This window comes from Methanothermobacter sp. (assembly GCF_049720995.1).
Classification (GTDB): domain Archaea; phylum Methanobacteriota; class Methanobacteria; order Methanobacteriales; family Methanothermobacteraceae; genus Methanothermobacter.
The window spans coordinates 1-23755 of the sequence record NZ_JBNASF010000024.1; the positions used below are offsets into that span (position 1 = coordinate 1).

Here is a 23755-nt window from a genome sequence, read left to right on the forward strand (position 1 = left end):
AAAATATTCTCCCTGAAGCCGGTTTCAGCCACGAATACAGACCCTGAACACACCCATTCTCCTTTTTTAGGTAATAACCATCATCAGAATGTGAAGAGCTTTATGTGGGCCATTCTCCCGCAGGCCATGAACCTCTCTGTGAGTTCCCTCACCCTTGAGGACTCGCCATCAATTATGAAGAGTTCAAGGCAGTTCCCGTCCTTGAGGTGACTGTGTATCTGGGTGCTGATTATATCCTCATAGTCATGTTTTATCTCTGTGACCATGTCCTCAGCATTTCTCTGGTGTATGAGGAAGAGGACCGCATTTATATGTCCCCTCAATTCCTGCATGTTTCTTTTCTCATCGATCAGAAGCCTTGCAGCAGCCCTTATAACATCGGATCTTCCTGAGAATCCCATCTCATCCCTGAGTGCATCTATCTCCGCAAGGAGCTTTTCACTGAGTGAAACACTGACCACAACCATGGATTACCCTATTTTAATAAGAACTTATATATTTTATGCTAAAATTTATTAAATTACATTTAAAATATTAACAATTTTTATATATTTCAGGGGATATAAAGTGAATGGGTGGTTGGATGGAAAGATGGAAGATGGGTGCAATTGCAATTATAACCATACTCTCAGTGGCTGGAATGTACGTCTTCACATCGGAGTCATCAGAGGAGCCCCATCAGGGAAAACTGATTGTGGCTGTTACAGTAATGCCACAGAAGGAGTTTGTGGAGGCAATTGCAGGTGACCATGCAGAGGTGGTTGTCCTGGTGCCAGAGGGCGCCGACCCACACACATATGAACCCGAACCAGAGACACTCCGAAGGGTTTCAGAGGCCAGGGCATACTTCATTGTTGGATCCGGCCTTGAATTCGAAAACCATTACCTTGATAAAATAAGGACCTTTAACCCCGGTATGAGGATAATAAACACGTCAGAGGGGATAGAGTTCATCCCATCAGCCATTGAAGATTCACACGGATCAGCCGAGAGCCCATACGACCCCCACGTGTGGACATCACCCAGAAATGCAATGGTTATGGTGAACAATACACTGAGGGGCCTCCAGGAGATTGACCCCCAGCAGAGCAGATACTACAGGGAAAACGCTGCGACCTACCTTGAAAGGCTGCATGAACTGGATATGCGACTCAGAATGGAACTGAAAAATAGAACCGGTGAGAGCATACTTGTCTACCACCCTGCATGGGGATACTTCTGCAGGGAATACGGATTAAAACAGGTTGCAATTGAAATGGAGGGAAAGGAACCCGGTCCGGCAACATTATCACTTATAATCCAGGATGCCAGAAGGAAGAACATAAGGGTTGTAATTGTATCACCACAGTTCAGCAGGAGGAATGCAGAACTCATTGCAGACGAGATAGGGGCGAGGGTTGCCGTTGTGGACCCACTGGGTGGAAACTACACCAGGAACATTGAGGAGTTACTGAGGGTTCTTCAGGGGTGATGAAAATGCTTGCTGTTGAGATGAGGGATGTGAATTACCATGTGAATGGCAGACCCATACTCGAGGACATCAACCTTGAAGTACCCCAGGGGGAGATCCTTGCAGTGATCGGACCCAACGGCGGGGGTAAAACAACACTCCTAAAACTCATAACAGGACAGATAATTCCATCGGAAGGAGTTGTGAAGGTTCTGGGGAAAAACCCTGAGGATGCAAGGGAAAGGATCGGATACCTCCCCCAGAGAAGTCACTTCAAAACAGATTTCCCCATAAACGTCCTCCAGACAGTCCTGATGGGTACATACAGGAGATTTGAGGCATATACAGATGACGATAGAAAGAGGGCCCTCAGATCCCTGAAAATGGTGGGGATGCTGGATTACCAGGATAGAAAAATTGGTGAACTCTCAGGGGGGGAGCTGCAGAGGGTTTTCCTTGCTAGGGCCATTGTAAGAAACCCGGATCTTCTCCTTCTTGATGAGCCAACTGCAAGTGTTGACCCGGCCTTCAGGACCTCATTCTACAACCTAATAGATGGCCTCAGGGGGAGTATAACAGTTATCCTGGTATCCCATGACATTGGAACAGTCGCGCAGCACGTGGACAGTGTGGCGTGCCTGAACCACAGGCTATTCGTCCACGGGACAGTGGAGGATGCCGTCAATTGCCTTGAGGATGCATATGGCTGTCCAGTGGAACTCATCGCACATGGGATACCCCACAGGGTGCTCCATGAACACAGGGAGGAATGATTGCTGTGTTTGAGATCCTACAGTACCAGTTCATGAGGAACGCTGTGGTTGCAGCGGTACTGGTCAGCATAGCCTGCGGTATAGTTGGAAGCTACGTTGTGACCAAGAGGATAGTCTCGATAAGCGGGGGTATATCCCATACAGCATTCGGTGGTGTTGGGCTGGGATACCTCCTCGGTGTGAATCCTGTGACAGCGGCCATCCCCTTCACCATTGCAGCCGCGCTCCTTATGGGTAAAATCACCAGGAAAACAGATATAAGTGAGGATACCGCGATAGGTATGCTCTGGTCAGCCGGTATGGCCCTGGGTATACTATTCGTAAACCTCAGCCCTGGTTATGCCCCGGATCTCTTCAGCTATCTCTTCGGCAACATCCTCATGGTAAGCAGCACCGACCTCTGGACCATGCTCGTTCTTGACCTCATCATAATAGCAAGCGCACTCCTTTTCAACAGGGAATTTGTGGCCCTATGCTTCGATGAGGAATACGCAGAGGTCCTTGGTGTTCCTGCTGACACCTTTTACCTGTACCTGCTTTCACTGGTGGCCATAAGTGTCGTTGTGCTCATAAAGGCAGCAGGTATAATACTTGTGATGGCACTGCTCACGGTTCCAGCGGCTGTTGCAAGGGACTTCAGTACAGATATGGGTGACATAATGGTCAAGGCCTCAATCACAGGAATATTCGCAGCTATACTTGGCCTCTGGGTTTCCTACTGGTCCAATATCTCATCAGGAGCCGTCATAGTCCTTATCCTCACAGTTCTATTTGGCGCAGCCCAGATTCTGAAGTCCCTGAGGGGTCCATAGAGCTGGAACCGGATCATGTATCAAGGAAGAGATGAAACCAGGTTCACAGCAGGCATATCAAAAAGTACATTAGAGAATAGATGAAACCCTAGATTATGAAGTGCGGATCAGACCTCAGGGATACACTGAAATCGGCCATCGGCGACTACCTCAGCATCACACTTATAACCGGGAAGACATACTACGGTGAGGTTAAGAGGGTTGAAACCGATTATCTGAGCCTTGAATTAAAATTAAGGGGTGGTAAAACAACCACCACTGTCATAATACCCCTTGCACATATTGTGACGATCACCCTTTAGGCTGGAGGACCTCAACACCACTCCCAGTCCCCACAATAACCATATCTGCAAGGCCGGCGAAGATACCATTCTCCACAACACCCGGTATACTGTTGAGATCCACCTCAAGTCCTGCCGGGTCGTGGATAGCGCCGAATGAGGCGTCAAGGACAAAGTTGCCGTTATCGGTTACAACCGGGCCGTCCTTCCCCTCAGAGGATCTGAGGTTTACACTGGCCCCCATGGACTCCAGTCTCATCATAACGGGTCTGCAGGCTGCAGGGATGACCTCAACAGGGAGGGGGAAGGCCCCCAGTCTATCAACAAGTTTTGATTCATCCACTATAACTATGAAGCGCCCTGCAGAGGAGTCAACTATCTTCTCAAGTGTGTGGGCAGCCCCACCACCCTTTATAAGGTTGAGTTGAGGGTCCACCTCATCTGCACCGTCAACCGCAACATCAATGTCGTGTTCTGCAAGACTTGTGATCCCTATACCTGACTCTGCTGCAAGGAACATGGACTGGTAGGATGTGGGGACACCCATAACCTCCAGTTCCTCCTCCCTGACACGCCTTCCAAGTTCCACTATGAAGTGGTGGGTTGTTGAACCTGTGCCAAGTCCAACGATATCCCCATCCCTTATCTCCTCAACCGCCCTGAGGGCGGCCATCCTCTTGAGATCCATTGTGAACTCCCACTCATTTTTTATTCAAGGGCTTCAAAAGAACCCTTCTCAGTTCATGACCGCCAGGACACTGTTTTCCAGGTTTTCCGAGATTTTTTACAATCCTGCACCTGTCACCCTCCCTGATACCCTCGGGGAAACAGAGATCATGCAGGCTGCACTCAAGATCACATTCAGGGGGCTCAAATGATATCAATGATCCTTCAAATGCTCCTTTTGCATCTATAAGGACCTCAACATTGGATTTTTCAACTTCAATCACCCTCACCTTCTCTCCAAGATGAACCGGGCACTTCTGGTACCTGTCCTTAACATCGGTTATCCTGTAGAGCCTTCCCTCCTCAAGGGGTCCTATGCATGTTGACCTGAACCTGCAATCCTCACATTCCTCGGCAGGTCCGCAGAAGAGGAACCTTGACCCCTTCCTTGCAAGTTTTTCACCAATAAGAGTTATCAATCATATCACTTCCGTTATCTTTGCAAGCCTTTCAGCGGCCTCGCGGGTTAAACCCCTGTCTCCAAGGATGGTGTATCTCTCCTTTCTAATGGTGTGGGCCAGTGTAAGTGCATCTATGATGTATTCAGGGTCTATGCCGAGTTCTTCTGCTGTTGTGGGGGCGTTTATTCTGGCCAGGGCATCCCTTATGAACCTCCAGTCCCCGCCGTGGAGGTGCATCATCATTATGGTCCCCACCCCACACTGTTCGCCGTGGAGTGCAGGTTCAGGTGCCACCATGTCAAGGGCGTGGCTGAACTTGTGCTCCGAGCCACTGGCCGGCCTGCTGCTCCCTGCTATGCTTATGGCTATACCGCTGCTTATGAGTGACTTCACAGCCAGCCTTGCGCTCTCCTCCAGGCCCTCCTTTATGGCATCAGCAGAGTTTATAATCATCTTGGCTGTCATGAGTGAAAGTGCTGCTGCTGATTCACTGTACCTCTCATTAAGAAGCCTGTGGGCAAGTTTCCAGTCCATTATGGCTGTGTAATTGGATATTATATCTGCACAGCCAGAGGCAAGGAGCCTGAAGGGGGCCTTACTTATGACCTCAGTATCTGCTATCACACCGATGGGTGAGGAGGCCTCAAGGGATGCTGTGCCCTCACCGTTCCTTATGGATGCCCTCGGGGACGCTATTCCATCATGGGATGCCGCGGTGGGCACACTTATGAAGTGCACGCCCTCAAGTGTGGCTGCCATCTTCGCAACATCGATGACCTTACCTCCACCCACACCAAGTACGAGGGATGTGCCGTTGAGGCCATCCTGTACCTCGGCCACCGAGGCCATGGTGGCATCCCCAACCGTGACCTGATCTACCTCGAATCCAGCATCCTGCATGCTCTCAATCGCAGATTCACCGGCAATTTTAAGGGTTCTGGGGCCTGTCACCACCATAACCCTTCCCTCGAATCTGAGGTCCCTGCATATCCTCCCGGTATCCTCTATAACACCGGGCCCTGTGTGTATCTCCCTTGGTAGCTGAATTTTCCTTGGATCCATGTTAACCCTCTGATGGAGTATATTATTTAAGTAGGAGTAATAAAATAATTTTTGATTGGTGTTTATTTCCAGAGAAAAATATACTTTTGCAGAAATTTATCAGGAAAGACCCTAACTGCTATCATGGTGAAAAAATGACAGAGTTCAGTGAATGGTTCCACAATATTTTAGAGGAAGCTGAGATTATAGATCAGAGGTATCCGGTCAAGGGTATGCATGTATGGATGCCCCATGGATTCAGGATAAGGAAAAACACCCTTAATATCCTGAAGAGGATACTTGACAGGGACCATGAGGAGGTTCTCTTCCCGCTCCTTGTGCCTGAGGATGAACTGGCAAAGGAGGCCATACACGTAAAGGGCTTCGAGGATGAGGTTTACTGGGTTACACATGGGGGTCTCAGCAAACTCCAGAGAAAGCTGGCCCTCAGACCCACAAGTGAAACCGTCATGTACCCCATGTTCGCACTCTGGGTCAGGTCACACACGGACCTTCCCATGAGGTTTTACCAGATAGTTAACACCTTCAGGTATGAGACAAAGCACACAAGACCGCTCATAAGGGTTCGTGAGATAACAACATTCAAGGAGGCCCACACAATACATGCAACCGCCAGTGAGGCGGAGGAACAGGTTGAAAGGGCCATAGAGATCTACAGGGAATTCTTCGACTCCCTGGGAATCCCCTACCTCATAACAAAGAGGCCTCCCTGGGACAAATTCCCCGGTTCAGACTACACAATGGCCTTCGACACCCTCATGCCAGACGGCAAAACCCTCCAGATAGGAACCGTCCACAACCTCGGACAGACCTTCGCCAGGACCTTCGAGATAAAATTTGAAAACCCCGATGGTGAGCATGAGTACGTCCACCAGACATGTTACGGCTTATCAGACAGGGTCATAGCCTCGGTTATAGCGGTCCACGGGGATGAATCAGGTCTATGTCTCCCCCCAGAGGTTGCAGCCCACCAGGTGGTTATAGTGCCGGTTATCTTCAAGAAGGCCGCGGATGATGTCATGGAGGCCTGCAGGGATCTCAGGAAAAGGCTTGAGGATGCCGGTTTCAGGGTGCACCTTGATGACCGTGACCTCCGGGCAGGGAGGAAGTACTATGAATGGGAGATGCGTGGCGTCCCCCTGAGGGTCGAGATAGGTCCAAGGGACCTTGAAAGTAATTCCGCAGTTATCTCCAGAAGGGACACCGGTGAGAAGATAACAGCGGACCTTGAGGGTATAGAGGACACCCTCCGGGATCTCATGGGTGACATCCTTGAAAGCCTCAGAACCAGGGCCTGGGAGAGGATGGAATCAGAGATCCGTGAGGCAGAAACCATCGAGGAGGCCAGGAACATCATAGAGGAGAAGAGGGGTATAATATCCTTCATGTGGTGCGGTGATGAGGAGTGCGGAATGGATGTCGAGGAGAAGGTAAGGGTTGATATCCTGGGTATACAGGAGGGTGGAAGCGGTAAATGCATGAACTGTGGTAGAGACGCCCCCTACAGGGCATACCTTGCCAGAACCTACTAGATGGGAGATTGGATGAACTCAAGAATCCTTCTTGTCATCAGCCTCATATTCATCTTCGCATTTCTGAGCGGATGGATAGGCTACATAACACTGGGAGGTCCCGACCTCGCATCTGCCTGCAGGGATGGCAGTGCAGAGGTGATACAGAAGGGGATCGCCGGTGAAGTCCCGAATACGGTTGAAATAAGGAACACCGGAAATAAACCTGTGAGGGTGGATACCGGCACCCTGCTCGCCTCAAAGACCTCGGGTGACCTTGTAATTGCCACAGACACCATTGTGAGTCCAGGTACCGTAGAGGATGTTCCGGCATACTCGGTGGAACCTGAAGATAGGACCTTAGAGGGGGTTAAACTGGAACCCACCGGTAAAGCCCCGGCACTCATGGTGGATGTCCTCTCATCATCGAACCCCGCAGATCCATCTGAGGCTTTCACCACACAGCTCAAGCTCTGGGTGCTTTCAAGGGGCGATGAACTCAACATATACCGTGGAGAGGTTTACGCCATGGTTAAAAAGAGGGATATGCGGTTCTACCAGCTCAGGGAGAACATCACAGCTGTGAGGTCAGAGCTCATGGATGAGTATGGACTCACAGAGGAACAGTTCTCGGAGCTGAACATCAACAGCCCAATCTTAAACCAGACAGGAAATCCCTTTAGACTGTTCTCGGTACTTGATGCCCTGAAGAACCAGATTGGAGCAAGACAATGAAGACCTGTGCCATAATACCTGTTTCAAGGTTTGCACATGCAAAGACACGGCTATCCCCCACACTTTCACCATCAGAGAGGGAGGGTCTGCTGAGGGCCATGCTGATTGATGTTTCAGAGGCCCTCATGAGACATGTTGACCGTGTTCTGGTGATCAGTGCAGATGAAGATGTCCTTGAATACGCCTACAGCCTTGGAGTTGATATACTTGAGGAGAGGGGCACTACGGACCTCAACGGCGCCCTGGAACAGGCTGCTGAGTTCTGCATGCCCGAATTTGAGAGGGTCATGATAACACCCTCAGACATACCCCTAATAGGGAAAACTGATATCACTGAACTCCTCCACAGGGCATCCCACTTTGATGTTGTGATAGCCCCTGCCAAGGGTGGCGGGACCAACACCCTGATATTCAGGCCCGGGTCCATGAGGTTGAGGTTCGGTGACTGCAGCTTCTTCGAGCATGTGATTGAAGCTGAAGGTAGGGGGCTCAGCGTCTCAGTATATGACTCCTTCTACCTTTCACTGGACGTTAACACTGCAGAGGACCTCGGGGAGATAATACTCCATGGGGAGGGGACCCATGCAAGGGAGTACCTCCGAAAGCTCAGTTTCACTGTGAGGCCCTCAAGGGGTTCCGACAGGCTTGAGGTTTCAAGATCATTCTAGGTGAGACCATGATGGCTCTTTCAATAGCTGGTTTTGATCCATCAGGTGGTGCAGGGATCCTCTCTGATATCAAGACATTCTCTGCCCTTGGAGTTTACGGTGCAGGGGTTATAACTGCACTCACTGCCCAGAACGTGAGGAGGGTTTCGGGTGTAATGGCAGTACCCCCTGAATTTGTTGGAGAACAGATCGACCTTGTGATGGAGGACCTGAACATAGTGCACGCCAAGACAGGTATGCTCTACAGTGAGAAGATAGTGTTGACCGTTGCAGAGAAGATCCGGGAGTATGACTTGCGGGTTGTGGTGGACCCTGTGATGGTGGCGGCCTCAGGAGGCAGTCTATCTGCAGGTGTTTTCCCTGACGCGCTTAGAGATCATCTCCTCCCTGAGGCACTTATAGCAACACCCAATGTTGCAGAGGCAGAGAGGCTCTCCGGGGTCTCCATAAGGACATTGGATGATGCGGTGAGGGCTGCGGGGGTCATGGGTGAAATCTGCGATGTTATAATAACCGGAGGCCATCTTGGTGGTAATAATGTGCTCTGCATTGACGGTGACGTATCTGTACTTGAGGGTGAACTCATAGAGAGCGAGAACACCCATGGAAGTGGCTGCTCATTCTCGGCTGCGACTGCGGCATACCTTGAGATGGGCCTTGAACTGGTTGATGCCCTGAGAAAGGCAGGGGACTTTGTAAGGGAGGCCATAAGGTACGGACACCATGGTACCCTCAACCAGTTCTGGATGTACAGCGAATAGGTTAAGTCTCGCATTAAAAAAATCAATTGGTTTAAGCTTCATTTGAGCTGTTCTTCCACCGTATATTGGGCTTCTGTATCCCAGGAGTTTTTCCATCATACCTATGGAGGAACCATAGATTATGAGAAAAAGTTTACTCTCTGAGAACTTTAGGTCCCAGTATTCCTGTAGAACTGATGGGAGGGATGATCATCTTTTATGAGATAGGGAAATTCATCTATTGCGACTATAAGCCTCCCGGAGGCTTTCTGGTTCAGATACTCAAAGAATGCATCACAGTTCTGAAAGGATTTCTGAGCAGAAAATCATCCCAAAAATACCTGGCAATCATCAGAAAAACGTTTCAGATTTTCAAAATTGCTTGTTTCCCTGGCTAGAAGGTAAATTCCCCCACATCCCCCTATAAATTCCAGTAAAAGACTTGTTTTTCCCGCTCGCCTTCTTCATAGAGAACCACAAACTCTGCGTTTCCTTTTTTCCCCCATTCTCAAGTGCCTTAATTCCTCCCTCCTGTCAAGAAACATTATTCACTCACCAGTAATTTACTTGAAAGTAAACTGATTCGGGTTCCATAAACCAGAACACCGATTAAATCATGCCAGGATCTGGAACCGCCGGGATGATGAGTATGAGGTGAAAATCATGGAAAAAATTAGAGCAGCTCATCCCTGAGGTCAATGGTATCCTCAAGGGATGGACCCGTGGATATTATGGTGACCGGCACCCCGGTTTCGGATTCTATCTCCTCTATGAAACGTTTTACTTCGGCTGAAAGGTCAGAGTACTCCCTGACACGTTCACATTGAGGGTAGAGTCTGTCGACACAGGTAACAGCTATCTGTGTGGCTCCGTTGATCATGCAGGACTCCCTGGCCATCTCCATATCAAATAGGCCAATCCGCCTTCTTCTGCCGGTGACTGTCCCGTACTCCTCAAGGCCGAGCTCCTCTGCCTCCTCCTGGCTGATCTCAGTGGGGAATGGACCCTCACCAACCCTTGTAATGTATGATTTGAAGACCGCTATTACCTCATCAACCCTTGTGGGTCCAATACCCACATCTGCCGCAGCTGTACTTGCGGTGGTGTCCTTGCTTGTAACATAGGGGTATGTGCCGTAGTAGAGTGAAAGACCGAACCCCTGGGATCCCTCCACAAAGACGTCCTCCCCCTCATCAAGGGCCTCGTTGACCTCAAGGGGGACGTCCGTAAGGAAATCCTCCAGTTCATTCACCTCACGTGCAAGTTTCGCCGTCCTCATAACACGGTCTGCATTTGCAGGTCCACATCCCGTACCGGTGCTTCCTATCTTCTTGGAGAGGTAACTGGATGACTGGTCCTGCTCCTTGTGCTTCTGCTCTATTATGGCGCACCTGTAGTCAACCCCTGTCCTCTCTGCCACACTGTACTTTGACAGGTACTCCATTTCATGGAGGAAGACCTCAGGGTCAACAAGGACACCGGCACCTATGAGGAGCCTTGCATCCTCATGGAAGAAACCTGAGGGTGTGAGGCGGAGCCCGTACTTATCACCCCTGAATTCAACTGAATGGCCCGCGTTGGGTCCCACCCCTGCCCTTGCTATTATTGATGGCCTGTCATTGTAACATAGATAGGTTATGCATTTACCTTTACCTTCGTCACCCCATCCTCCTCCAACTAAAACGGTGCACGTCATACTGATTCTCCTTAAAATTTCTGCCTCTCATATATTAAGGGGTATGCAATAAAAGTTTTTCCCAAGTTCCCGATGAGGTTAACTCATGCCTTCCTTCTTATTATCCTCTCAAAGAGCATGGGGGTGAATCTCCTCTGGAGTGCTATCAGAACATGCTGCTGGAGGGCCTCCTCCATGGTTTCAAGGGTTAATCTGTCCTCACCCTTCCTTATCCTCACAGCCTGGGCTATCTGGGCTATATCCCTTGCATGGGCGAAGGTTGGCTGGAGGCCCTCACCTCCCTCACTAATCGGCCTGTAAACCCTTGCAAACCTTTCAAGGATTTCAGGGTCGTATTCCTCCCCCATTGATTCAAGGTTACGCCTGAAGACCTCAACTATCTCATCCACACCGGGTTTTTCAAGGTGGACATGCAGTGGCGCCCTCCTGAGGTGGGCCTCGTCCATTATTGTTATGTCAAGGTTGGTTGAGAATGCCGGTATGAAGTGTGTATGGACGATTATCGGTGACCCCTTAACGTAGATCATGTCCTTCTTGTTCTCCAGGGGGACGATGAGGCGGTTCAGGAGGGCGTTATGGTCCTCCTTCTGCCTTCCAAGGTCGTCAATGAGCAGCACCCCACCATTGGCCTTTATTATGGGGGATGTCTCATAGACGCCCTTGTTGGGGTCAAATCTGGTTTCAAGTTTCTCACTTGTAAGTTCAGATCCTGTGAAGACAAACGGGGCGTATATCTTAACCCACCTCGGGTCCTCTGGCTGTTCGGGACATGCCCGGTGAAAGTCAGGGTCATAGAACTGTATCACCTGTTCACTGAACTCCACATAGCGTGGTATGACCAGCGGGGGCAGAAGGTCCGACATCTTGCTTGTTATGAAGGTCTTACCTGTACCCGGTGGCCCGTAGATGAACAGCCCCTTACCACCTATTGCACCCTCTATGAGTGTCTTCTTTGCGCTTTCATTCCCCACCACGTCACTGAAGGCCTTATCTATGACCTCCTGGGGGATCCTTATAGGGAATCTTCCCTCAAGCTGCCTGCCCATGATTTCAAAGTAGCGATCATAGCTTACAGGAGCCATCCCCATGTAGGGGTTCTCCCTGAGGAGTTTATCCGCCTGTTTCCTCCCCTGTTTCTTGATGGTGTAGGTTACACTGGGGAAGAGGAAACCCCCACCTGTGGGAGCGCAGAGCTCATCCTTCTCCATCTCCTTGAGGCATTCCTCAAGTATGTCCACATGGAGCCCGGTTATCTCATGTATCCGGTTAACCTGTATGCTCCCATAGGTTGCTATGATCTTCAGAAGGAGGTTTTTTATGAAGTTAACTGAGAGGTCTATCTCATCAAGTGTCTTTGGCTGTTTGAGCAGCTCAAAGAGTTCCTGCATCTTTTCATCATGGTAGTAATCCATTCAACCACTCCTCACCTAAGAATCTGTCTCTCTGATAATATAATAGGTTGGGTAACTTAAGCTTTGGCCATCGGTGAATCTGCCACCGTAAATTATGAGGAGCCGTTATGATTCTGCCACTGAAGGTATGTGCCGCGTAAAGTTCCTCAAAAGGATGTTCTGAAGAATTCCCAGAGTCCATGATCAAATGTTATGAGAGCAGATACAGGCGCAATGATGGCCAATACTGAAAAAACTGACCAACAGAAAAGCAATAGAATGCCCGCCAAAGAATAATTTCATCGCCTGAATGGTTCCGGAGTCAAATTAAGATTGTCAATTGTTTTCATGGCCAATTCGAGATTTTCATGAACTTTCATAACATTTTCAACTGGCCAGAATGTTAGGTCGCGTCTGAATTCTTCTGGGAGTCCTTCGGATTCTCTTTTTATTTTCTCTAATTGTGTTTCATCGGATATGGCGACGACTTTCTGTACGGTTGGGTTGCTTTTTGCTTTTTGCAGGTTCATTAGTAGGCTGTCGATGGATCCTGCTTTGTGGACTTCGAATACGTAGTTTACGATTCCGAGGTTTCCTATCTTGGCGCTCCAGACCACATCTACTCTTGCGCCATGGGCAACCTGAACCTCTGTATCGGCTTCAAAACCTAACATTGACCCTATATCTTGAGTTAAATCCCTTATTTCATCATGATCAAAGTCGTTGTCTTTTGGTTTTTCTGGTTTTGCACCTTGTTGGCTTACTTCAAAAAAGAAAAAATCAGTGAAGAATAAGCCTATATCTTCCACCTTTGACTTTTGAAAGTTTAGTTCTTCTTGAATGGTTTTTACAAGTTTGTTGTAAGTTTTGTATTCTTGTGGCTTGAGCTTGTATTTCTTGGTGTCTATGATGCTTATGTTGAGGATGTCCAGCGCTTCTCTGGCTTTTCTGTTCCATAGGGAGCATTCGTGTGGATGAATGTATGCTAGGATCTCTGTTATTGCGGCTGGTCCTAATCCTTTGATCATTTTAAGAACTTTTCCATATCTTTTATGTGGTGGAATGGAGGTATCCAGGAGTATTTTAAATGCTTCCTTGATTTTTTTGATCCCGTTGTCTGCTATGATCTTCTGGACACGATACTGCGCCCCAAAACTGCTAACAGCCCATGTATTCGACAGTATTTCTACAAGGTCAATCTCTGAAATATCATCCATCTTTTTGGGAAGCTCCCCTCTGAAATAGGATATACGATCTAAAACCACTTTTTTATATTTTTTCAAATTTTTCACTTTCTGTGTAAGTTGGACAAAGCTTGTTAAAATAATCTTTCAAGTTCTTTTTTTGTTTCTCATTTAACTCAACCATATGATCCACAACCTTTCATTCCACTGAATTTTATTCTGTGTCATATGTGTTATCTGACATTCCTAGTTATGAAATCATCTGCAACAAAAATAAGAAAGCATATAAAACACTGGTGATGTTTTTGGAGGGGGCATTTACTGAATTGCTAAATGTCAAATAAGAAAGGTAAATTAATATAAAGGTAGGAGTATGATTGATGATCCATATCTGGTCATCATTCCAGCAAGAAGAATAAACTTTCCTACAATGCAAGCCAATTAGTCGAAATTGCCTACGAAGAGCTATCTCCTCTCAAACCATGATCGCTGATAACAATTAAACCGCCAGAACCTGTTTCTTCAAATTGTTCTGAGTGCCACTCCCTCAAAGACTTCATCTCAAACAGAGCTACTGTTTATAATGTTTTCATCAGATCAGGGTAGCATGTCCCATGTAAATCTAAAACTGCAAGCGAATTATGATCTGTTTTACCAAAAGCTTCAATAAATCACATCGACCGGCATCAGAAAAATGCAGACATAGATGCCCTGCTAAGAATACAATCAGAAAACATAGACCGCGGATGGGCAATAAGCGCAGTGATCCAGACACTAAAAACGACATAACAGAACAGAAAACTAAATGAAATACCTGGTACGATAAAGGGGACCCCAGAAATACCCGACGAAGAAACATGAATCCATGAGGAACTCTTCGCAGAAATAAGATTTAAAATCGAATCATTTCCACTTATTTTTAATAATTTCACTACATCTCTAAAGAGTATATATGCATCACATAAAACCAGAAAACAAAGGTTTCTGATTAAATTTATGTAGTTACAATTAATATAAAAAAATACAAATACATAATGGTCTATGTTTAAAATATAGTCTTTGGTTGTAAGGTGGTTAAATGTCGATAGATTCCGATGGTAGTGATAAAAGAACTGGAATGCTTGGTGAATGGTGGAAGCGCAGGGGACCACTCACAAGGGCTTTCATCATTGTACTTGGGATAACAATCTGGTCAGCTGCCGCCTATTCCTATGGTTACGATAATGGTCTTGGTGGAGCCATAGACGACGAAAAAGATTCCTTCCAGTTGAGTATTGTGAATTACACAATCCAGAAGGACGAATACGGGTATGAGATTCAGGGGGAAATCCAGAACAACTATGATAAACCCATATGGCTCATCCCGAGAGTGGAGGTGAAGGGCTTTGATTCCAATGGTGAAATGGTTCTGCATGACCCCATATTCATAACCAGTTCAGAGAAAATCAGACCAGGTGAGAAGGTGAAATTCAGGGGGGAGGGTATCATCCTGGAGGGTTACAGCCTCGATGATATCATCATCGGGATTAAAACAGAATGTTCTGGTAATGAATGGGCATAGAAAGGTGGTCTGAATGGCTGCGGATTTCCGTGAAGAAAATAATGGAAACTTTTTCATGCGCTGGTGGAGGAGGAGAGGCACCTTCACAAGGGCAGGTATAGTGGTATCCCTCATTATAATATGGGGGCTTGTGATGTTTATCATCGGTTACACCAATGGTTCATCCTATTTCTACGACCTCCACAGGGGAGATGTCCAGGCAGAGGTGCTCAACTACACAGTACTGGCCGATTCCAGTGGAGGCTACGTTGTGGAGGGTGTGGTCCAGAACAGATACGGCGCCACACTACTCCTGGACCGTGTATGGGTCAAGGGCTATAACTCATATGGGAAGGTCATTGCCCTTGGAATGGCTCCAGTATTCACGAATTCATCCCCAGTAAAGACTCTGAGACCCGGGGAAATCGCCTACTTTAAAACAACAGAGTGGGAATTTGAAGATGGATACTACCCCGCGGATATAACGTCCTTTGGTTTAACAGCCAGAGGTAACCTCTTAACACCCTCAGGGGCTGTATGTGGAGTGGAGATAGAGTGATGTTCTGAACGCGCCCTTTTCCATCATGTGAAGAGCAGTGTGAGGAATACTGCTATTGCCATACACAGAAGGAGCAGAAATCCGGTGGCGCAGTACCATGCCATAACAGTTCTTAACTCCTCCTGAACAGCATTCATACACCCCTCTTCTAATTTTTTAGGGAAATGGGTATTCATGAGAACTTCCTGTTTCATGGCAATGGGACTTTCAAATCCGTCTGAAAGATTGAAATTCCCTGCTGACACTCCAGTAGCTTTTCCTTTTTTCATGTCATTTTTTAATATTTCCTTAATGGACATACATAAACATCTGTTGAATGGCCGAACTATTAAGGTCCAGGTCCAGATGAGTAAACTATAGAACACCTTAGAATTCAGAGCCCTCCAGTTATCCACCTCTTAAACATTCACCTCTCATATTCCACCTCCTCTTCAGCTGATACACTGGTGAGTCTCACATGTTCAACTCCCCGGAGACCCATCATCCTCTCTGTGAGTTCACGTATCTCTGCAACATCGCCCCTCACCACAAGAACCTCAAGGCGATGTTTTTCTGTGAGGTGGACCCTCATCACGGCGTCTATGTACTCCCTGTAGTGGTGCTGTATGTCGGCTATGTCCTCCATTGCCCCTGTGTGGTGGTTGTAGATCACCGAGACTATCCCTGTCCTCTCACCCTCCATCTCATTCATCCACCGGTACCTGACAATGTAGTCCTTTATGGCATCCCTTATACCCTTTGATCTTGACTGGTATCCCCTCTTCCTCAGCACCTCATCAAATTCCTCAAGAAGTTTAGCTGGAAGAGACATGCTTATCCTGGTCATTATGGTCATGGTATCACCCCTAATCTGTGACACCCTTTAATCTGTGTATGAAGTATAAATAATTAAATATTATTAAATACCGGAATAGTGCGGCAGGTATATTACTATGTTCACTGTCATCTGATAACACCATTTATGGGTGTATCTGGAGGGTTGTGTATTCATCCGCGTGATGTTGAATATAGGGTAATCAAGGCCAGGTCAAAATGAATTAATCGCCTCAGAGGTCCTTACCTGCCCTGCGGGTCCTCATGAGGTTTTTATCCCCCCAGGATCTCCATGGTGATACTTCTTAACATCCACCCCGAGCAGTCTGTCACCTAACATGACACTGCGAATGCTCTCTGCAATGCCTGTCCTCTCAAGTTGTTCCTCTGTGTGGCCTGCAGAGCAGAGCACCACGGCCCCTTCAATATCAATCCTCATATCCCTCTCTCCATCCTCATAGATGTAGGCGTAACCGCAGGTCCAGACCCTTTCAAACCATCCCTTGAGTTTTGCAGGGCAGTCACTCCAACAGAGAGGATAGATGAATGAAAGGGAATCGACCCTCCTGATCCTCATGCTCCTCCATCACACCCCTGTAAGGGTGCCCCTGCTTCCTGACGGATCTCCCTCAGGTACTCCTCCCGACTCAGTTCCGACCTGAAGTTCATCCTGTAGAGGTCCCCGACCTCATATGTGTGTCCGGCTTCACTGAGAACATCTGTAAATACCTCAAGAACATCCCCTGAAAAGGAGGTCCTGGGGCCGTGCATATAAAGCCACCACCATTATTATGGTGGAGCATATTTATAATCCTCAGGACATGCATGGAAATCCATTTAAAGGACACCATTACAGTCTCCTCCTGTACTGAAGCTCCCTGAAGGGTACCATGACATCTGTACCCCCTCCATCATCCCTGAGGCGTATCCTGAGGTCCCCCTCTATCTGCCTGGCAAGGTTCAGTGCAAGTTCAAGGCCCACCCTCTTCTCGCCTGAAACCCCCACACCATCATCCATGACCCTGAGACAGTATTCTGAGTTCATTCTGCTGATTTCAACCTTCACGGTACCCCTTCCATCGGGGAATGCATGCTGAAGGGAGTTGGATATCAGTTCATTTATTATTAGGGCCAGTGGCATGGCTGTCTCAACGTTGAAGGTGTGCTGGGCGTCTATGTGGAATTCAACATCCATTGCATCAAATACTGATCTCAGGTGTTCAGCTATCTTCATTATGCAGTCCTGCATCATCACCTCTGCCAGGCTATCCATCCCATAAACGGATTCATGTATGGCTGCCAGTGTCTGGACTCTGGTTGATGTCCGGAGGAGAGCCTCCCTCGCATCGTGACTTTTGGATCTTATCTGCATGTTTATGAGGCTTATGATGATCTGGAGGTTATTCTTCACCCTGTGATGGAGTTCTCGAAGCAGCACCTCCTTCTCCATGATATTCCTCTCAAGGTCCTCCTGTGCCATCATGAGGTCTGTTATGTCGGTTAGGGAGATTATTACCCCCTCATCGAGGGGAATGTACCAGCCTGTGAAGTGTCTATCCCCTGATTTAAGGCTCCTGATGTGGGAGGGTGCCTTAGCATCCCTGAACCTATCATGAATGGACCTCCAGTCAATCCCAAGTTTTTTCATTGCCCTGTTGAGGTGCATTGGATTGCCATCTGCATCGATGACCGCAACGGCCTCTTCAAGGTTCTCAACCACATCCATGAAGAATTTACGTGTCCTTCTGAGGCCCCTTTCATTCCTGCGGCGTTCATAATCAACTGTGTTGAGCCTGTGGGCTGTGAAGGTTATGGTGACTATGATAAGCGCCACTGTCAGGGAAATGAGGAAGATCTCTGCAGGGAATGGCAGCTTGTCCCGAACCCTCAGGATCAGGATTCCTGTGACCGTTATGGCTGTGAGCATGATTGCAAGGAGCACCCGTGATGTGGAACCTCCTATCATTCCTGAGAAGAGTGGTTCAGTGACTCCCCTGGGGGATAGAGGCCCAGTAACCCCACAGCGGCCATGAGAAGCTCAGCTGAAATTGTGGGATCCACCCTGAGTGCTTCAACAACCTCCACCACACCCGTGAGGTGGGTCATAACCAGGGCATAGGATACGATCCCTGTGATGTATGCCAGAGTCTGCCCAGCATGGTAGTGTCTACGTGTAAGGAGAATCATGCTGCCAGAATAGGCCACCAGCAATGGTACCGGTAAAACTGTATGCAGATCCGGAAATCCCAGGATGTGAATGAACTGAAGTGCGATTATAATTATGGATAGGAAAAGTGCTGTTATTCTATGGGAGAACCCGGCGAGAATTATTGATGCACCAAGCAGCAAGAGACCCATGTGGAATATTGGGAGGTCCATGTATGACCATCCACGTCCAGCCATCATGAGAAGTGCTGCGGAGGATACGAGAATCAGAAAAAAACCCATCAGGTGGGGTACAGTATTTTTCATGGTGAGATCCTTTTTAAAGGGGACAAACTCCATTTGAACACCTCATACCTATCTGAGGAGGTTAAACATAAAAATTTTTTGAAAAAACAGAAAAATTATGGTTATTAACTCACTTAAACCGCATTCATCATGCCAATGAACAAAAAGAGTCATTTTACCGGTTACAGGTGTCCACTCATCCTTGACCCCCCCATCCGATTCATCTGTGTAACACTGGGACACAAAGATTATATACTGTTTACTACACAGTAATGTGCATAACACATAACTGTGTAATATGAGGGTCATGAGATGGGTGGTATATGTGAAAGATTCGAGAAGGAAATCAGACGCGGAGCCATACAGCTCGCAGTGGTCTGTCTTCTTGAAAGGGAACTTTATGGATATGAAATAGTCAGAAAACTCAGAGAATCCGGGTTCAGGGTCGAGGAGGGAACCATCTACCCCCTCCTGAGGAGACTCGAGGGTGAGGGAATCCTTAAAAGCAGCTGGATGACAGGTGAGGGAAGGCCCAGGAAATATTACAGAATCACAGATTACGGTAAAAAGGTCAGAAAAAAATGGCTTGAATTTTTCAGGGCAGTGAATCAGGCCCTCAATGAAATTGAAAGCATCATGGAGGAAGATCAATGAATAAACTTGATGAATTCATAGAAAGGGCAACCCTGAGATTACCCCCAGAGGAAAGGGAGGAGTTTGCCCGGGAACTTAAAACCCACATACTTGACAGTGCAGAGTCAATAGCCGCATCAAGAAAAACAGGTGTCAGTGAAGAGGTTATTGCCGAGGCCCTGGAGAGGATGGGTCCACCAGAGAAAATCGCAGAGATGTACCCCTCAGAGAGAAAATGGAAGCTTGGAAAGATGGTGGAGTCAGGAATCTGCGCAAGATGCGGTACCTGTGCCGTTATATGCCCCAACAATATCATATCCTTCGATGGAAGGCCAGATCTCAGAGAGGAGTGCCTCAGAAACGGCCATGGTATGTGCTTCGAGGTGTGCCCTAGGGTCTCCTCAGAAGGTTACCAGATAAGCATAAGGGAGAACCTCCAGGAGAAGGTCTACCACGGAAGGGGACCCATCAGGGGCCAGGACGGAGGTGTGGTGACATCATTCCTCAGGCACCTCCTTGAGAAGGGTGAAATCGACGGCGCCATAGTCGTTGGTGACGAACACTGGAAACCCGTATCACTTCTTGTGCAGACAGCAGAGGACCTTGAGGAAACAAGCGGGTCAAAGTACAGCATATCCACCCTTGAAGCACTAAAAACCGCAGGAGACCTTAGAATTGAGAGAGTGGCAGTTGTTGGCCTTCCCTGTTAGATAAACGGCCTCAGAAAACTCCAGTACTTTCCCTACCTTGCAAAGCATGACCTGGAACTTGGAAGAAGGGGCAAACCAGTGAAACTCCCTGAGATACGTTACCTCATAGGCCTCTTCTGCACCGAGAAATTCGAATATGCAGACCTCAGAAATGTGCTGAAGGAAAATGGTATCAGAATTGGGGACGTTGAAAAATTCAGCATCAGAAGGGGCAAGCTTGAGGTTGACCTCGGCAATAGGAGGGAAACCCTGAACCTCAGGGACATCAGGATTTCAGAGGGCTGCAAATCCTGCAGGGACTTTGACGCCAGACTTGCAGACGTATCTGTGGGGTCCGCCGGAAGCCCCGAAGGCTACTCAACAATCATAGTGAGAACCAGAAGGGGTGCTGAAATAGCCGATGCTGTTGACCTCATCGATGGTGCAGACAACACCAAAATAGAGAAGATGAGGGACCTGAAACTTAAGAGATTCCAGAGGGAACTTGAAAGAAGGGGAAAGAGTGGTGAATACATCTCCTTCTACTGGACCTCCGATTACCCTGGAGTATCCAGGAGGGCCGATGGCACCTACTTCATAAGGGTGAGGGCCCGACCATCAGGCTGGTACAGCCCATCAGAGTTGAAGGAACTTGTCAGGATCGCCGGAAAATACTGTGCAAGGATCAAGGTCACCAACAGGGGATCCTATGAACTCCATGAAGTAAGCGGCTTTGACGTTGAGGACGCCGTTGCTGACCTGAACGCCGCAGGACTCCTCACAGGATCAGAGGGTCCCCTTGTAAGGGCCACGCTTTCCTGTCCAGGTAAAGAGAACTGTGGAAGCGGGATCATAGACACCACAGCCATCTGCAGTGCCATAGAGGAGAGGTTCAGGGAGAGACCAGCACCCTACAAGTTCAAGATAGCGGTGAGTGGCTGTCCAAACAGGTGCATGAGGCCCCAGATCCACGATGTGGGCGTTGCAGGTGTTGAATTTCCTGAGACAGTTGAGGAAATCTGTAACGGCTGCGGCAGGTGCTTCGAGGTCTGCAAGGTGGAGGCCATCAGCGTAAGGGGTGAGACATCCTACACCAACCATGACATCTGCGTGGGCTGCGGTAAATGCATAAGGGAGTGTCCACACACTGCAAGGAGGGCGAGTGAAAGGGGTTACATACTCTACATAGGTGGTAAGGCGGGTAGAGAACTCGTTGAAGGTATAAAGACACGTGTTAAAACTCTTGATGAGATACTGGAATACATAGACGCTGTTATCAGGGTTTACACTCTGCATGCCAGTAAGCCGCAGAGGGAGAGACTCGCATCAACCATGAAACGTGTCGGTGAGGAAAAATTCATGGGTGAGGTGAGGAAGCTCATAAAAAAGGAGGGATCCGCCAGCACGTTAGATTGTGAGAAAAACCAATAAAAAAAGGAGGGATCCCCAGGATCACTCCAACTTCACAGTCTCAAGTATTGCATCAAATGCTGTGTCATTCTTTGGTCCGCTATACATGAATGCATAGCCGCTTGTCCTGTTGAGTTTCAGGTACACGAAGACCGTCTGGGTCGTTGAATCGGCGGCCTTCACCATCGCTGCATTACGCCCGGCGACCTTTATTATGCTGGATGATACAACACCCTCATTGCTGGCCATCTCCCTCCTGACAGTTTCAGGATCCTTCAGGTAGTAACCTGCGCCTGCACTTACCTCTGCAACTGCAAGCTCTGAGGTGCTGTTACCAAGGAAAACTATGACATCCTTGGAGATTCCCGCCTCCTTCTTGAAGGCCCCCTGGGCCCCTGCAGGGTCAAGGGTCTCCCATGATGCAGGATATGTGAAGTTCAGTTTTCCGTCAGAGAAGCTCTTATACTGGGGCTCCTCACTCACACAACCAGATACAATGACCGTTGCGGCCACAAGAACCAGGAATAGAATTTTCTTCATATTCAACCTCCCATAATATGGTTGTCATGGATATGATTTATAATTTACCCGGAGCCCATCAACATATAAATAAGGGGACGTTGAAAGATCAGGAACTATGTGTTGTGACATGCGGCTTCTAGCCTGAGGTGGCATCCAGGTCAGAATTGGGAACTATATATATACTTACCCCCAAAGTATAAACACCCGCATGATTAAAGATTCATGATCTGTAGAATTGATTTTAGGTTGATAACCATGAAGGTGAAGGAATGGTGTATGTTCTGTGGGGAATGTGCAGGTGTGTGCCCACGGAACCTCATAGAGGTCAGGGAGAATTCCCTGAAATTTTCAGAGGACCAGTGTAGGGAATGCAACATATGCATAGAGGTATGCCCTGTTAGGGCCCTTGAGAGGTGATTGACATGGTGACTGAAGTTGATGTCCTTGTGATTGGCGCTGGACCAGCCGGTTCAACAGCAGCGAAACACGCCGCCATGGGTGGGGCAAATGTACTCCTCATTGACAAGAAATCAGAGATAGGGGCACCAAAGAGGTGCGCCGAAGGGGTATCTGTTGGGGGCCTCGAGTCCCTTGGAATAGAACCAAACCCCCGCTGGATCACAAAGAAACTTGATGGTGTGCGTCTGGTCTCCCCCAACGGCACAGATGTATGGCTGACCTCAGATAAGGTGGAACTGCCAGAGGCAGGATACATACTTGAAAGGAAGGTCTTTGACAAGCACATGGCAATGGACGCTGCGAGGGCAGGTTCAGGGATCATGGTGAAGACCCTTGCAACCGGGATGGAAAAGACAGATGATGGATACCTTGTCAGCGCAGAATGCATGGGCAGGGAGTTTGAGATAAAAGCCAGGATAGTTATTGCAGCCGACGGTCCCGAGTCAAGGGTTGCAAGGTGGGCCGGCCTAAACACAGCCACAAGACCCAAGGACATGGAATCAGCGGCCCAGTTCGAGATGGTCGGAGTGGAGATGGAGGATAATAACTGCATCGAATTCTACTTTGGAAGCGTGGCCCCAGGTGGATATGCCTGGATATTCCCAAAGGGGGATGATATCGCCAACGTGGGCCTTGGAGTTCTCTCAACAGAGACCGATAAGAGCGCCTATGAGCACCTGGTTGAATTTGTTGAGTCATGCCCCGCAACAAGGAACGCCCAGCCTGTTGAACTAAACATCGGCGGAGACCCTGTTGGTGGCATGCCAAAGAAACTTGTGGCCGACAGCCTCATGGTTGTGGGGGACGCTGCAGGTCAGGTGAACCCCCTCACAGGTGGAGGTATAATAAGCGGTATGACCGGCGGTATGCTGGCAGGAAGGGTTGCTGCTGCAGCGGTCAGTGAAGGTGATGTCAGCAAAAAGAGGCTCAGTGAGTATGAGAAGCTGTGCCGTGAGGAGATCGGGAAGGAGATAGACAAATACCTCAAGGTCAAGGACTACATGCTTACACTCAGTGACAGTGAACTTGATTCAATCGCAGAGGCATTCCAGGATGTCGAATTTGAGAAGGTGAGTACCACAGAACTTGTTAAGAAGCTCATAAAGGTCTCACCAAAGGCCCTCATTAAACTCGGCAAACTCTTCTAATTTTTTCCATTCAAGCACCAGCGAAGAACCCAGCAACTGAAACCCCATCCTCTTTAATCTAATTTTCCATTCAAGCACCAGCGAAGAACCCAGCAACTGAA

At 48.2% G+C, this 23755-nt stretch carries 29 protein-coding genes; 15 read left to right on the forward strand and 14 right to left on the reverse strand.

Features of this window, described 5'->3' with window-relative positions:
* Nucleotides 1-83: 83 nt before the first annotated feature.
* A complete protein-coding gene (locus ACPLJI_RS07385) occupies nt 84-467 on the reverse strand; it encodes a CopG family ribbon-helix-helix protein (protein WP_424730995.1) in 384 nt (127 codons plus the stop codon).
* A 116-nt stretch (nt 468-583) separates the two neighbouring features.
* Between ACPLJI_RS07385 and ACPLJI_RS07390 the strand changes: the two genes are divergently transcribed.
* The 4 genes from ACPLJI_RS07390 to ACPLJI_RS07405 all read left to right on the forward strand — a co-directional run bounded on the left by ACPLJI_RS07390 (nt 584) and on the right by ACPLJI_RS07405 (nt 3337).
* On the forward strand, nt 584-1471 hold the full coding sequence (locus ACPLJI_RS07390) for a metal ABC transporter solute-binding protein, Zn/Mn family (RefSeq protein WP_424730994.1): 888 nt from the start codon (nt 584-586) through the stop codon (nt 1469-1471).
* A 5-nt stretch (nt 1472-1476) separates the two neighbouring features.
* A complete protein-coding gene (locus ACPLJI_RS07395; protein WP_424730993.1) occupies nt 1477-2223 on the forward strand; it encodes a metal ABC transporter ATP-binding protein in 747 nt (248 codons plus the stop codon).
* Nucleotides 2220-3035 (forward strand): metal ABC transporter permease, encoded by an 816-nt coding sequence (locus ACPLJI_RS07400; RefSeq protein WP_424730992.1) that lies wholly within the window; start codon nt 2220-2222, stop codon nt 3033-3035. The genes ACPLJI_RS07395 and ACPLJI_RS07400 overlap by 4 nt, the downstream gene beginning before the upstream one ends.
* 95 nt (nt 3036-3130) lie before the next feature.
* Nucleotides 3131-3337, forward strand: coding sequence for a hypothetical protein (locus tag ACPLJI_RS07405; RefSeq protein ID WP_013295805.1), 207 nt, complete (start codon nt 3131-3133; stop codon nt 3335-3337).
* Here the strand turns inward: ACPLJI_RS07405 and rpiA are convergent.
* Genes rpiA through ACPLJI_RS07420 form a run of 3 tightly spaced genes read right to left on the reverse strand, consistent with a single transcriptional unit; the run spans nt 3327 to nt 5505 of the window.
* A complete protein-coding gene (gene rpiA / locus ACPLJI_RS07410) occupies nt 3327-4004 on the reverse strand; it encodes a ribose-5-phosphate isomerase RpiA (RefSeq protein ID WP_424730991.1) in 678 nt (225 codons plus the stop codon). The two genes, ACPLJI_RS07405 and rpiA, sit on opposite strands and share 11 nt — an antisense overlap.
* A 13-nt stretch (nt 4005-4017) precedes the next feature.
* Entirely contained in the window at nt 4018-4461 is a 444-nt protein-coding gene (locus ACPLJI_RS07415) for a UPF0179 family protein (RefSeq protein ID WP_424730990.1), read from the reverse strand.
* Nucleotides 4462-5505, reverse strand: coding sequence for an NAD(P)-dependent glycerol-1-phosphate dehydrogenase (locus tag ACPLJI_RS07420; protein ID WP_424730989.1), 1044 nt, complete (start codon nt 5503-5505; stop codon nt 4462-4464).
* A 134-nt stretch (nt 5506-5639) separates the two neighbouring features.
* Here ACPLJI_RS07420 and proS point away from each other — a divergent pair, with 134 nt between their 5' ends.
* From proS to thiD, 4 genes are read left to right on the forward strand one after another with little or no spacing between them, the layout of a single operon-like run.
* On the forward strand, nt 5640-7037 hold the full coding sequence (gene proS / locus ACPLJI_RS07425) for a proline--tRNA ligase (RefSeq protein ID WP_424730988.1): 1398 nt from the start codon (nt 5640-5642) through the stop codon (nt 7035-7037).
* A gap of 12 nt (nt 7038-7049) precedes the next feature.
* Complete coding sequence (locus tag ACPLJI_RS07430) at nt 7050-7751, forward strand: hypothetical protein (RefSeq protein ID WP_424730987.1); 702 nt, start codon at nt 7050-7052, stop codon at nt 7749-7751.
* A complete protein-coding gene (gene cofC, locus ACPLJI_RS07435; protein ID WP_424730986.1) occupies nt 7748-8419 on the forward strand; it encodes a 2-phospho-L-lactate guanylyltransferase in 672 nt (223 codons plus the stop codon). Before ACPLJI_RS07430 ends, cofC begins: the two co-directional genes overlap by 4 nt.
* Before the next feature lie 8 nt (nt 8420-8427).
* Nucleotides 8428-9180 carry a bifunctional hydroxymethylpyrimidine kinase/phosphomethylpyrimidine kinase gene (gene thiD, locus ACPLJI_RS07440; protein WP_424730985.1) on the forward strand — a complete coding sequence of 251 codons (753 nt, stop codon included), beginning with the start codon at nt 8428-8430 and terminating at the stop codon, nt 9178-9180.
* Between the two features lie 652 nt (nt 9181-9832).
* On the opposite strand, the gene ACPLJI_RS07445 is transcribed toward thiD, so the two are convergent.
* The 3 genes from ACPLJI_RS07445 to ACPLJI_RS07455 form a co-directional block, all read right to left on the reverse strand.
* Nucleotides 9833-10855, reverse strand: coding sequence for an adenylosuccinate synthetase (locus tag ACPLJI_RS07445; protein ID WP_424730983.1), 1023 nt, complete (start codon nt 10853-10855; stop codon nt 9833-9835).
* Nucleotides 10856-10938: 83 nt separating this feature from the next.
* The gene (locus tag ACPLJI_RS07450; protein ID WP_424730982.1) at nt 10939-12267 is read right to left on the reverse strand and encodes an ATP-binding protein; all 1329 of its coding nucleotides are present in this window, start codon (nt 12265-12267) and stop codon (nt 10939-10941) included.
* Between the two features lie 278 nt (nt 12268-12545).
* Complete coding sequence (locus tag ACPLJI_RS07455; RefSeq protein WP_424730981.1) at nt 12546-13529, reverse strand: hypothetical protein; 984 nt, start codon at nt 13527-13529, stop codon at nt 12546-12548.
* A gap of 979 nt (nt 13530-14508) precedes the next feature.
* On the opposite strand from ACPLJI_RS07455, the gene ACPLJI_RS07460 reads away from it, so the two are divergent.
* Together ACPLJI_RS07460 and ACPLJI_RS07465 are read left to right on the forward strand one after the other, a co-directional pair.
* Nucleotides 14509-14991, forward strand: a complete 483-nt coding sequence (locus ACPLJI_RS07460) for a hypothetical protein (protein ID WP_424730980.1) — start codon at nt 14509-14511, stop codon at nt 14989-14991.
* Nucleotides 14992-15004: 13 nt separating this feature from the next.
* Complete coding sequence (locus ACPLJI_RS07465) at nt 15005-15529, forward strand: hypothetical protein (protein ID WP_424730979.1); 525 nt, start codon at nt 15005-15007, stop codon at nt 15527-15529.
* Between the two features lie 23 nt (nt 15530-15552).
* On the opposite strand, the gene ACPLJI_RS07470 is transcribed toward ACPLJI_RS07465, so the two are convergent.
* The 6 genes from ACPLJI_RS07470 to ACPLJI_RS07495 form a co-directional block, all read right to left on the reverse strand.
* Nucleotides 15553-15828, reverse strand: a complete 276-nt coding sequence (locus ACPLJI_RS07470) for a hypothetical protein (RefSeq protein ID WP_424730978.1) — start codon at nt 15826-15828, stop codon at nt 15553-15555.
* Between the two features lie 107 nt (nt 15829-15935).
* Nucleotides 15936-16355: a nickel-responsive transcriptional regulator NikR gene (gene nikR, locus ACPLJI_RS07475; RefSeq protein WP_424731028.1), complete on the reverse strand. Its 420-nt coding sequence runs from the start codon at nt 16353-16355 to the stop codon at nt 15936-15938.
* A 249-nt stretch (nt 16356-16604) separates the two neighbouring features.
* A complete protein-coding gene (locus tag ACPLJI_RS07480; RefSeq protein WP_424730977.1) occupies nt 16605-16919 on the reverse strand; it encodes an NAD(P)H-dependent oxidoreductase in 315 nt (104 codons plus the stop codon).
* Nucleotides 16916-17113 (reverse strand): hypothetical protein, encoded by a 198-nt coding sequence (locus tag ACPLJI_RS07485; protein WP_424730976.1) that lies wholly within the window; start codon nt 17111-17113, stop codon nt 16916-16918. Before ACPLJI_RS07485 ends, ACPLJI_RS07480 begins: the two co-directional genes overlap by 4 nt.
* A gap of 79 nt (nt 17114-17192) precedes the next feature.
* Nucleotides 17193-18308, reverse strand: a complete 1116-nt coding sequence (locus ACPLJI_RS07490) for a sensor histidine kinase (protein WP_424730975.1) — start codon at nt 18306-18308, stop codon at nt 17193-17195.
* Entirely contained in the window at nt 18305-18847 is a 543-nt protein-coding gene (locus ACPLJI_RS07495) for a hypothetical protein (protein ID WP_424730974.1), read from the reverse strand. The genes ACPLJI_RS07490 and ACPLJI_RS07495 overlap by 4 nt, the downstream gene beginning before the upstream one ends.
* A gap of 258 nt (nt 18848-19105) precedes the next feature.
* Here ACPLJI_RS07495 and ACPLJI_RS07500 point away from each other — a divergent pair, with 258 nt between their 5' ends.
* From ACPLJI_RS07500 to ACPLJI_RS07510, 3 genes are read left to right on the forward strand one after another with little or no spacing between them, the layout of a single operon-like run.
* A complete protein-coding gene (locus tag ACPLJI_RS07500; protein WP_424730973.1) occupies nt 19106-19447 on the forward strand; it encodes a PadR family transcriptional regulator in 342 nt (113 codons plus the stop codon).
* A complete protein-coding gene (locus ACPLJI_RS07505) occupies nt 19444-20136 on the forward strand; it encodes a coenzyme F420 hydrogenase/dehydrogenase beta subunit N-terminal domain-containing protein (RefSeq protein ID WP_424730972.1) in 693 nt (230 codons plus the stop codon). Before ACPLJI_RS07500 ends, ACPLJI_RS07505 begins: the two co-directional genes overlap by 4 nt.
* Nucleotides 20137-21546, forward strand: coding sequence for a Coenzyme F420 hydrogenase/dehydrogenase, beta subunit C-terminal domain (locus tag ACPLJI_RS07510; RefSeq protein WP_424731027.1), 1410 nt, complete (start codon nt 20137-20139; stop codon nt 21544-21546).
* 21 nt (nt 21547-21567) lie between these two features.
* Here the strand turns inward: ACPLJI_RS07510 and ACPLJI_RS07515 are convergent, their stop codons facing one another.
* Entirely contained in the window at nt 21568-22065 is a 498-nt protein-coding gene (locus ACPLJI_RS07515; RefSeq protein WP_424730971.1) for a hypothetical protein, read from the reverse strand.
* A 237-nt stretch (nt 22066-22302) separates the two neighbouring features.
* On the opposite strand from ACPLJI_RS07515, the gene ACPLJI_RS07520 reads away from it, so the two are divergent.
* Complete coding sequence (locus tag ACPLJI_RS07520) at nt 22303-22464, forward strand: 4Fe-4S binding protein (RefSeq protein WP_424730970.1); 162 nt, start codon at nt 22303-22305, stop codon at nt 22462-22464.
* A gap of 8 nt (nt 22465-22472) precedes the next feature.
* Nucleotides 22473-23654: an NAD(P)/FAD-dependent oxidoreductase gene (locus ACPLJI_RS07525; RefSeq protein ID WP_424731026.1), complete on the forward strand. Its 1182-nt coding sequence runs from the start codon at nt 22473-22475 to the stop codon at nt 23652-23654.
* The last annotated feature ends 101 nt before the right edge of the window (nt 23655-23755 follow it).

Coding starts and splice junctions, on each gene's coding strand:
- ACPLJI_RS07400 (WP_424730992.1), top strand. CDS start 2,220: ATGATTGCTGTGTTTGAGATCCTACAGTACCAGTTCATGAGGAACGCT.
- ACPLJI_RS07500 (WP_424730973.1), top strand. CDS start 19,106: ATGGGTGGTATATGTGAAAGATTCGAGAAGGAAATCAGACGCGGAGCC.
- proS (WP_424730988.1), top strand. CDS start 5,640: ATGACAGAGTTCAGTGAATGGTTCCACAATATTTTAGAGGAAGCTGAG.
- ACPLJI_RS07395 (WP_424730993.1), top strand. CDS start 1,477: ATGCTTGCTGTTGAGATGAGGGATGTGAATTACCATGTGAATGGCAGA.
- ACPLJI_RS07405 (WP_013295805.1), top strand. CDS start 3,131: ATGAAGTGCGGATCAGACCTCAGGGATACACTGAAATCGGCCATCGGC.
- ACPLJI_RS07390 (WP_424730994.1), top strand. CDS start 584: ATGGAAAGATGGAAGATGGGTGCAATTGCAATTATAACCATACTCTCA.
- ACPLJI_RS07420 (WP_424730989.1), bottom strand. CDS start 5,505: ATGGATCCAAGGAAAATTCAGCTACCAAGGGAGATACACACAGGGCCC.
- ACPLJI_RS07480 (WP_424730977.1), bottom strand. CDS start 16,919: ATGAGGATCAGGAGGGTCGATTCCCTTTCATTCATCTATCCTCTCTGT.
- ACPLJI_RS07505 (WP_424730972.1), top strand. CDS start 19,444: ATGAATAAACTTGATGAATTCATAGAAAGGGCAACCCTGAGATTACCC.
- ACPLJI_RS07515 (WP_424730971.1), bottom strand. CDS start 22,065: ATGAAGAAAATTCTATTCCTGGTTCTTGTGGCCGCAACGGTCATTGTA.
- ACPLJI_RS07450 (WP_424730982.1), bottom strand. CDS start 12,267: ATGGATTACTACCATGATGAAAAGATGCAGGAACTCTTTGAGCTGCTC.
- ACPLJI_RS07470 (WP_424730978.1), bottom strand. CDS start 15,828: ATGTCCATTAAGGAAATATTAAAAAATGACATGAAAAAAGGAAAAGCT.
- ACPLJI_RS07495 (WP_424730974.1), bottom strand. CDS start 18,847: ATGGAGTTTGTCCCCTTTAAAAAGGATCTCACCATGAAAAATACTGTA.
- thiD (WP_424730985.1), top strand. CDS start 8,428: ATGATGGCTCTTTCAATAGCTGGTTTTGATCCATCAGGTGGTGCAGGG.
- nikR (WP_424731028.1), bottom strand. CDS start 16,355: ATGACCAGGATAAGCATGTCTCTTCCAGCTAAACTTCTTGAGGAATTT.
- rpiA (WP_424730991.1), bottom strand. CDS start 4,004: ATGGATCTCAAGAGGATGGCCGCCCTCAGGGCGGTTGAGGAGATAAGG.
- ACPLJI_RS07385 (WP_424730995.1), bottom strand. CDS start 467: ATGGTTGTGGTCAGTGTTTCACTCAGTGAAAAGCTCCTTGCGGAGATA.
- ACPLJI_RS07490 (WP_424730975.1), bottom strand. CDS start 18,308: ATGATAGGAGGTTCCACATCACGGGTGCTCCTTGCAATCATGCTCACA.
- ACPLJI_RS07460 (WP_424730980.1), top strand. CDS start 14,509: ATGTCGATAGATTCCGATGGTAGTGATAAAAGAACTGGAATGCTTGGT.
- ACPLJI_RS07445 (WP_424730983.1), bottom strand. CDS start 10,855: ATGACGTGCACCGTTTTAGTTGGAGGAGGATGGGGTGACGAAGGTAAA.
- ACPLJI_RS07485 (WP_424730976.1), bottom strand. CDS start 17,113: ATGCACGGCCCCAGGACCTCCTTTTCAGGGGATGTTCTTGAGGTATTT.
- ACPLJI_RS07520 (WP_424730970.1), top strand. CDS start 22,303: ATGAAGGTGAAGGAATGGTGTATGTTCTGTGGGGAATGTGCAGGTGTG.
- ACPLJI_RS07430 (WP_424730987.1), top strand. CDS start 7,050: ATGAACTCAAGAATCCTTCTTGTCATCAGCCTCATATTCATCTTCGCA.
- cofC (WP_424730986.1), top strand. CDS start 7,748: ATGAAGACCTGTGCCATAATACCTGTTTCAAGGTTTGCACATGCAAAG.
- ACPLJI_RS07465 (WP_424730979.1), top strand. CDS start 15,005: ATGGCTGCGGATTTCCGTGAAGAAAATAATGGAAACTTTTTCATGCGC.